Raw genomic sequence first — 612 nt, forward strand, 5'->3', positions numbered from 1 at the left:
AGATCAACAATGCGGCCGCGGCATTGCTGCGGGAGTGGGTTTACTCTATTGCCACGGAAAAGAACGAGCTGGGTGGGTTGCGCTATTCGGGCAAGGATATTCATGTTGCCGCCGGCCAGGACCTCCTGGGCGAGAGCACGGTCAGGGTTTGGGTCGCAGATGCGCGCGAGCTTGCGCGGGGCGCGGAAGACACCGGCGGCAAGCCTGTCTTGGAGAGGGATGCGGTGGTGGGATGGCGGCCGCCGTTGCCAGGCGCGCCCGGTCCGCGGACTTTACAGGAGCACCTGGAAAACCACCGTATGCCCGAGAAGATCTCTTTCGAGACGACCGGCGGAAAGCTCAGCAATGCCGCCATGGTGTTGCTGCGGGAGTGGGTGCAGTCCCTGGCCACGGAAAAGAACGAGCTGGGCAGGTTGCACTATTCGATCAAGGATATTCATGCTGCCGCCGGCCACGAATTCCTGTCCTACAGCACGGTCAGGAGGTGGGTCGCAGATGCGCGCGAGCTTGCGCGGGGCGCGGAGGACGCCGACACTGGCGGCAAACCTGTCTTGGAGAGGGATGCGGTGGTGGGATGGCGGCCGCCGCTGCCAGGCGCGCCCGGTCCGCGGA

The 612-nt window shown here is 64.9% G+C and carries 1 protein-coding gene; it reads left to right on the forward strand.

Going from position 1 to position 612, the window contains the following annotated elements; translation table 11 throughout:
* On the forward strand, positions 1-612 hold a 612-nt coding region (locus H074_RS40680), incomplete at both ends, for a hypothetical protein (RefSeq protein ID WP_007029402.1).

The sequence above is a fragment of the Amycolatopsis decaplanina DSM 44594 genome, assembly GCF_000342005.1.
Taxonomy (GTDB): domain Bacteria; phylum Actinomycetota; class Actinomycetes; order Mycobacteriales; family Pseudonocardiaceae; genus Amycolatopsis; species Amycolatopsis decaplanina.